This window comes from Sporosarcina sp. P32b (assembly GCF_002743335.1).
In the GTDB taxonomy this organism is placed as follows: Bacteria; Bacillota; Bacilli; order Bacillales_A; family Planococcaceae; genus Sporosarcina.
The window spans coordinates 116,857-125,180 of record NZ_PDZB01000006.1 but is presented as its reverse complement, the minus strand read 5'-3'; the positions used below and the strand labels follow the sequence as shown (position 1 = coordinate 125,180).

Annotated in this window: 5 protein-coding genes; 3 read left to right on the top strand and 2 right to left on the bottom strand. The window is 40.6% G+C overall.

What is annotated here, in order from left to right; translation table 11 throughout:
* Positions 1 to 899: chemotaxis protein (locus CSV64_RS06940; protein WP_099679268.1), on the bottom strand; the 899-nt coding region annotated here is incomplete at its 3' end.
* Between the two features lie 146 nt (positions 900 to 1,045).
* Complete coding sequence (locus tag CSV64_RS06935; protein WP_099634013.1) at positions 1,046 to 3,076, bottom strand: bifunctional diguanylate cyclase/phosphodiesterase; 2,031 nt, start codon at positions 3,074 to 3,076, stop codon at positions 1,046 to 1,048.
* 281 nt (positions 3,077 to 3,357) lie between these two features.
* Here CSV64_RS06935 and CSV64_RS06930 point away from each other — a divergent pair, with 281 nt between their 5' ends.
* Genes CSV64_RS06930 through CSV64_RS06920 form a run of 3 tightly spaced genes read left to right on the top strand, consistent with a single transcriptional unit; the run spans position 3,358 to position 8,168 of the window.
* Complete coding sequence (locus CSV64_RS06930) at positions 3,358 to 3,684, top strand: nucleoside triphosphate pyrophosphohydrolase (RefSeq protein ID WP_099634012.1); 327 nt, start codon at positions 3,358 to 3,360, stop codon at positions 3,682 to 3,684.
* A complete protein-coding gene (locus tag CSV64_RS06925; RefSeq protein ID WP_099634011.1) occupies positions 3,677 to 6,115 on the top strand; it encodes a DEAD/DEAH box helicase family protein in 2,439 nt (812 codons plus the stop codon). Before CSV64_RS06930 ends, CSV64_RS06925 begins: the two co-directional genes overlap by 8 nt.
* A gap of 22 nt (positions 6,116 to 6,137) precedes the next feature.
* A complete protein-coding gene (locus CSV64_RS06920) occupies positions 6,138 to 8,168 on the top strand; it encodes a DUF262 domain-containing protein (RefSeq protein ID WP_099634010.1) in 2,031 nt (676 codons plus the stop codon).
* Positions 8,169 to 8,324 lie beyond the last annotated feature (156 nt).

The following is an 8,324-nucleotide window of genomic DNA, read 5'->3' as shown; positions in this document are numbered from 1 at the left end:
ATATACTTATCAATCTTCAATACCAATTCTGCGATTTCCGGCTTACTGACTTGATCGTCCGCTCCGACACTGTCCCCTTTATGCTTCAGGTCATCTGTGATGAGTGAAGAGAAGATAATAATCGGCAGTCCGGCAAGTTGAGGGGTTTCGCGAATGCGTTTCGTGAAGTGATGTCCGTCCATTTGCGGCATCTCAATATCCGTGATGACCAACTGGACTTCCTCCTTCACATCCACACCATCCGCCACTAGTGTCCCTAGATAATCAAACGCATCTTTCCCGTTTTCATAAAAGTCGAGATTCGCGTAGCCGGCTTCACTGAGCGTGTCATACAATAACTTACGCAATAACGGCGAATCTTCCGCAATCAGAATGCGTTTATCTGAACGCTCACGCTTCCCAAGCTTCTTCACTTGCTCCACGTTAATCCCTGCATCCGGATTAATATCCATAATGATCTTTTCGAAATCAAGCAGCAGCAACATATCGCCATCAAGTTTGATAACGCCAATCACCTGGGAATTCTCTGCTGCATAAATACCAGAAGGTTTCTCGATTTGATTCCAAGAAATACGGTGGATCTGCGTTACATTATGTACCCGGAAAACGACGGTTTGTTTATTAAACGCAGCGACGATATACTTTGCATCTTCTGGATGACTTGAAGGCGCCATACCTAAGATTTTCTCCATACTGACAACCGGCAATACTTCACCGCGCAGCTGAATAATTCCCTCCACCGCAAAATGCGCATGGGGAATCGGTGTAATCTTCAGTGGCATAATGATTTCCTTCACTTTAATCACGTTGATGCCATAGCGGTTTCCTTGCATCTCAAATCCGACAATCTCCAGCTCATTTGTGCCGCTTTCCAATAAAATTCCTGAATCATTGGACAAATTCTTCCACCCTCTCAGACGATATGGTCTATTGCTAATGTATGTATTCATAGAATATACAATTCATTGGTGCGATAGAACTAGTATATCACACCAATGAACTATCCATCTATGAAAATATAAATAAATCTCCTCACCATATCAGGTCATGGATGTACGAACCCCCGCTTATTCGACTCCGAAAGCCAGTTTTCAAACTGCGGAACCGTCAATGGTTTCGAGAAATAGTACCCTTGGAACGTCAAATCCGGTTTCAAATCCAGTAAGAATTCCACTTGTTCTACTCTCTCTACCCCTTCGACGACTATGGTTAGATCCATCGAGCAGCCAATCGCTATTATGGCATTCAGTACCGCGCACTTCTTCGCTGGCGCCGGTACCCCATCCGTAAAGGATTTATCGATTTTCAACGTCGTAATGGGCATCTGCTGTAAAAAGGATAAAGACGACACGCCTGTCCCGAAATCATCGAGGGCAATTGAAAAACCATAGCGCCTGAATCGCTTCATCGCAGCAATAGCCTGGGTGGTGGATTTCGCCGTACTCGTTTCCGTCATCTCCAGTTCAATACGACCTGGATCCAGTCGGTACGCATTGGTTTCCTTCCATAACAGATCGAGTAAATGCGGATCGGTCACGTATTCACCTGGAATATTGATTGCTACTTGCGGTACGTGAATACTTTGGGAATCCCAGTTATGAATCTGCCTGCACACTTCACGAATGATCCAGTCCGTCACTTCCCCCATTCGCCCTTCTTGCTCCAAGATTGGAACGAAAGTAGCCGGCGGAATCGCTCCGAGTTTTGGATGCGTCCAACGAAGCAATGCTTCCACGCCAACAAATTCATGTGAAGTACCTTTTACTTTCGGTTGATAGACAAGATAAATGTGTTTTTCATCAAGCGCCTGAGAAATATCACGTAAAACATCTTGCTCGTAAGACATTCCATGGATGGCTGGATTGAACGTCATCAATCCCCATTCATGTGAAGCTGCCGCTTGTTCCACGACCATTAACGATTCTTTATATAACGTTTTCACAGACTTGTTCTGATCAGCCTTGGCTAAACCACATGCATAGCGCATCTCTTGGTTCGAAATAGGCAGTAGTTGATCGATTTCACGCTGCATGATAACTAGGTTTTTATAAAAATCGGCAGTTCGTCCTGCATGTTCGACACAAAAGAGAAATCGATTTCCGCTGACACGATACAGCTGAGCGTAAGAAGGCTTCCACTTCGCAAGCAACGATCCGATTTGCTGCAAAATCTTGTCCCCTTCTGAGTAGCCGTATAATTGATTGATGCGCGGTAGATCTGGGAAATTCCAAATCGCGACATCTCCCACTGCGATGTCTTCCGTCAAACAACGCTCCCAATTCCGTCGATTCGGCAGTTTCGTCAGAACATCGAAAAACTTCAGCCAATAATCGACATAACGGTCAATATAGGAAGTCAACAACATCCCAACAAGCAACAGCCCAACCCCAACGGCGATCAACGTATTCATAATATCCATATGCATTACGGACTCACTTAACGCTTGTCCTTCTTCTATATAATAGTTAGTACCCCCTATGACAAAATAATGCATCACGAGTGTACCGACTGTTAAATACAAAGTAGCAAACACTTTAGAAATCACAATACGCTTTGTCTTACCTACACCGTGGATTGCTATAAAGGCGAACAATCCGCCCACTATACTACTCACAACCACTAGTTTCCAATCAAAACCTATATACGCATTCACCTTAATCGATTTTGCGCTCAAAAAATACATCGTACTCATCCCAATCACAATGAGCAACGCTGCTACTATATGCCGCCAACATACCCTCAACGGACCTTGCACAAGGTGGAACGCCAGCAAAAACGCAAGAAAGACGGGTACAATACATAAAATTGCCCAACCATACTGTATATGAATCTCAATTGGCAGTAATAATGAATTGAAAGTTAGAAAATGTGTAGCCCAAATCCCAAATGCCATAGACAAAGACGTAAGGGTTAACCAAACCCCCTGTTTGAAAATACTAGGCTTTTGCATACGTTCATATAATACGAGTGTGGTGTAGGATGCGAATCCCATCACTAAAAACGATATGAACATCATCTTCAATGAATAGGTTCCGAAAATTTGTGTATATTCTTGGTAGTTTGGTGTCGAAAGCATTCGCTCCACCTCCTCATTTCCTTAATAAAAGGAAATTAATACTAAATTATAATTCAAAGTACCTACAACTAATTATATATAAAAGAGTTGCTTACTATCTATTATTTACTATTCGCCTATACTAGTCAATCATTTTTAGATATAGCTAAGACATTTACATTTAAAGTCACTAGGAATACTATATATTTCGATATTTCGACAGTGAAGCGCTTTTGGTCATCACAGTTTATGATGGATTATGGTAGAATAAAGCAAATTACGGAATTGAAGGAGAGATCTCTATGCCCATCTACAATAAACTGGTACGCGACCTGATTCCAGAAATCATCGAAGCGGACGGAAAAACGTGCGTGACCCGCGTACTGAATGATTCACACTACATAGCGGAAATTAATAAAAAGATGCACGAAGAACTGGCGGAGTACGAAGAAGCCACCAACGCGGAAGATGCTGTGGAAGAACTATCTGATCTACTGGAACTCATTCATGCGGCAGCGGCTTATCATGGTGTAACGGTAGAGGAATTGGAATCGGTACGCGCAGAGAAAGCTAAAGCCCGTGGTGGGTTTAATGAAAGAATCTATCTCGTGGAAGTAGCGGATGACTAAACTGCGTCTCCTGACGAAAAACTTGCTAAGCGACTTAAAGCGACTAACTGCCAAAGCGGATACGATCTACTGGATGACCGCATTCATGATGAAATCTGGTGTGAGCGAAGTACTCCCCGCTTTACGTGACGCTTCTATGCGTGGCGCGGATATCAAAATACTGACCGGCGATTATTTATCGATTACACAACCCGATGCACTGAAATTATTACATGAAGGATTACCTGCTGCGGAACTGCGCATGATCGAAAGTGGCGGTACATCCTTTCATCCTAAAGCGTATCTATTCAAATCACAGAACAGCGCCACCGTCATCATAGGATCGTCTAACTTATCGCGCTCCGCCTTGACGAAAGGAATCGAATGGAATCTTTACGCACCATCGACAGTAGACGAAGAACTATTCGAAACGTCTGCAAATGAATTCATGAAGTTGTTCCTATCTGCCAACACAGTACCAATCAACAATGAACAAATCGAATTGTATAGAACACGATACGACGAAACGAATCGCAAACTCCCCTTTAGTTCAGTATGGGAACCTAAAACTGAAATCGACATGACATTCGGTGCAACGGAACAAGATGAAAGCAGCACGGTCGATCCATCAGAACCGTATCAATCATCTGTCTTAGATCCACGACCTGCGCAAGTTCATGCTCTAACTGCGCTCAATCAAACCGTTGAAGCCGGCTACGAAAAGGCTCTCGTCGTCCTTGCAACAGGACTCGGGAAAACGTATCTAGCTGCTTTCTTTGCGGAATCATACAAACGCGTACTCTTTATCGCGCACCGTGAAGAATTGCTTACGCAAGCACAAGCTTCATTCGAACGGGTCTTTCCGAACCGTACAAGTGGAATCTACAACGGCCAACAAAGACAAGCAGACACGGAATTCGTCTTCGCATCCATCCAGACACTCGCGAGACAATACCACTTGCACCAATTCTCTCCGACTGCGTTCGACCTGATTGTCGTGGACGAATTCCATCACGCGGCCGCCACTACATACGAACGGGTACTGGACTACTTCAAACCGGAATTCCTACTTGGTCTGACCGCAACACCTGACCGCCTTGACAACAAAGACGTCTACAGCCTATGCGACGGCAACGAAGCGATCTCAATCCACTTCCTAGATGCCATCCGACAAAACTGGCTCTCCCCTTTCGTCTACTATGGCGTAATGGACGAAACGGATTACAGTCAATTAAAATGGAGAAATAACTCGTACGATGAAGAAGAACTATTACGTCTGCAACTACGAGACAGCTATGCACAAGCAGTACTCGAAGCATGGAACAAAAATAAACAAACGCGAACGATCGGCTTCTGTTCTTCCATCAAACAAGCGATCTACTTAAGCGACTACTTCACCAAAGCCGGCTATCGCTCACTCGCCTTGTACGGAAACACAGACCGGCATACGCGTACTACTGCACGAAACTTACTAGAAACAGGTCAACTTGATATCATTTTCACTGTAGATTTATTCAATGAAGGCGTGGATATTCCAAGTGTAGACACCCTCCTATTCGCCCGCCCTACCGAATCGCTGACCGTCTTCACCCAGCAGATCGGACGCGGTTTGCGTATAGCTACCGGTAAATCCCATTGTGTAATTATCGATTTGATCGGAAACTACCGCAATGCGCGGAAGAAATTTGAAGTGTTTAACGAAGACAAAGAATTACCTACAAAAATCAGCAACGAAACATTTACCGAGAGTGGCTATTTCGAATTCCATTTCGAAACAGCTATCATCGACTTACTTGAAGCGATGAAACAAAACGAACCGATTCAGCAACGATTGATCAATGCGTATTTCGATTTGAAAGCAGAACTTGGACACCGACCGACGTATCTTGAGTATCATTTGAAAGCGAATGAAGATGCGCGGGCTATTCAGCAGAAGTTTAAGACGTATCCGATATTGCTAGACTACGCCCAGGAGTTAAATGAGGTGGAGAAGGAAGTACTGACTCAACATAAAGATTTGCTAATTGAAATCAATAAAACGCTGATGAATAAAAGTTATAAGATGATTCTATTGAAGTATATGCTGACTAGAGGAGTGTCTGATTGGTATCAATCAGTGACACCGAAAGAAGTCTCCCCCTTCTTCCATGCGTATTTAATGGATAAACCTTATCGTCGTGATGCGGATTTGTCGGATAGACAAGGTCAGTCGCTTCGAGAATATGATGAAGATAAGGTAGCCAAATTGGTCGCTACAATGCCGATGATGAAGTGGAGTGGATCTTCTAAAGGTTTGTTTGTGTTTGAGGGTGGTGCGTTTGGACCGCAGATCGAAATTTATGAGCAGCATGAAGATGTTTTATTTAAATGGGTACGGGAGATTTGCGAGTATCGGTTGCATTGGTATTTTGAGAGGAAGAGTGAGAGACTATCTAAATACCCTATAGAGTAGATATCGAAGGAGAGGAATATAAATGGATGCAGGTACTATTTTATTATTAGAATTCTTAAACAAGCAAAAAACTGTCTTCCGCGTTCCTGTTTATCAAAGGAATTATGAATGGGTGGAGGAGCAAGTAAACCAATACTTCTATGACATTGAACGAATTGTAACTGAAGATGGCTATAAAGGTCACTTTTTGGGAACTGTAGTGTTTGTTAAATCTTCATTTCCTGGAATGGGTACAGATTTAATTATAATAGATGGGCAGCAAAGAATTACAACAACATTTTTATTACTAAAAGCTATTCACGATACATTAGGAAAAGAGCATTTAGATGCTTCTGATATTCGGAATATGTACTTTGAAAACAGAAATGTAGATACCGCCTACTCTAGTAAATTAATCCCCGTGCAAGAAGACAGAGATGCATATAACGAATTAATGATTCATGACACATCGGACAGGAATTCTAAGATACATAAGAACTATAAGCACTTAATGTATTTACTTCAACACTCGAATTCATCAACAAAGGAAATTTATGAAGCACTAATGAAAGTGAAAGTTGTATATATAGAACTGGAACAAGGTAGAAAGGATGAAAATCCTCAAGTTATATTTGAGAGTTTAAACTCTACAGGACTCGCATTGACTCAATCAGATCTAATCAGGAATTACTTATTAATGAATCAACCGCCACACTCACAAGAAATGATGTATAAAAACTACTGGCTTCCGATTGAAAAACAACTAACCAACGCGAAAATTTCTGACTTCATACGAGATTTTCTAACCATGAAAACTGGAATTATTCCTAATAAAGGCCGAGTATACCAACAATTTAAAATATATGTTACAAATAATCAATTTGAAAGTATAGAGATATTGGAGCAATTATTTAAGTACGCAAAATTTTATAAATTGTTTCTCAGACAAGATGCACCTGAAAAAGAAGTAGCATATTATTTAAGAACGTTCAATCAAATGCAATCCACTGTCGCATTTCCTTACTTACTCCAAATATTTGATATGTACTATAACGAGAAATCGATATTACAAGACGAATTTATAAACGTATTAAACATAATTACTTCTTATTTGATACGTCGGTTAGTCTGTAACTTACCTACAAATGCTCTTAACAAAGTGTTCGCTTCAATGGGGAAAGAGGTAATCAAAAGACAAGAAGTTACTGGAATAGTAGCCGCAGTTGAAGATTATTTAATGAGCCGTAAAGGAAGTGCAACCTTCCCACGCAATGAAAAGTTTAAAGACAACTTTATCAACGGAGATATCTATCAACGCAAAAGTAGACTGGCGGTTATACTACTTTCTAATATAGAATCTAGTGGTCATAAAGAACTTGTCGATATGGAAACTATTACAATAGAACATATTATGCCGCAATCTTTAAGTCCCACTTGGAAGAGTGAGTTAGGCAAAGGATCGAATGAGGTTCATATTATCTTGAAAGATACTATCGGAAATTTAACCTTAACAAATTATAACTCTGAGTTATCTAATCGAGAATTCAACACGAAAAAGTCCTTTTATAAACAATCTAATATTAAAATCACACGTGATATCGCAAAATTTGTGAACTGGAATAAAGATAACATACTTAAAAGAGCTGAAGATTTATTTAAAGCCGCCCTCTTGATTTGGTCACTCCCAGAGGATCGTTATAATAACTCGATATTAGACGGAGTTGATGAAGATATATTCTTCAATATAATTGATCCTATTATTGTTACTGGAAAAAAACCAACACTCTTAAAAATAGAAGAACAATCTTTTAAAACAGAGACTTGGAAGTCTGTTTTATTAATTTTCTTGAAATATCTAGCCGATCAGGATTTGGAAGGTTATTTAGATTTGGCTAAACAAAGACAGTTCCAAAAACTTCTCTCGTACAACCAATCTTTTTTCAGAAAAGGAGAAAATATGGAAGGCCTGTATGTAGAAACAAATATTGATGCCCAAACAATTTTTAACTACATTGGATTGCTGGCTGAATATTATAATATAGAAGATTTAATAGAAATTAAAATTATGAATTAGATCTTCTATTAGAAGACTAGAAAATCCAGAAAAAGTAAAGCCGTGTGAACCCAAGTTTTATAAGTGTCTTGGCCTCACACGGTTTTGTAGTTTCATTCATTTTACATATCTCTTTAGATATTATTTCTTCTCAATAACCTCAGGGTAATTATTCAA

Coding starts and splice junctions, on each gene's coding strand:
- CSV64_RS06935 (WP_099634013.1), bottom strand. CDS start 3,076: ATGCTTTCGACACCAAACTACCAAGAATATACACAAATTTTCGGAACC.
- CSV64_RS06930 (WP_099634012.1), top strand. CDS start 3,358: ATGCCCATCTACAATAAACTGGTACGCGACCTGATTCCAGAAATCATC.
- CSV64_RS06925 (WP_099634011.1), top strand. CDS start 3,677: ATGACTAAACTGCGTCTCCTGACGAAAAACTTGCTAAGCGACTTAAAG.
- CSV64_RS06920 (WP_099634010.1), top strand. CDS start 6,138: ATGGATGCAGGTACTATTTTATTATTAGAATTCTTAAACAAGCAAAAA.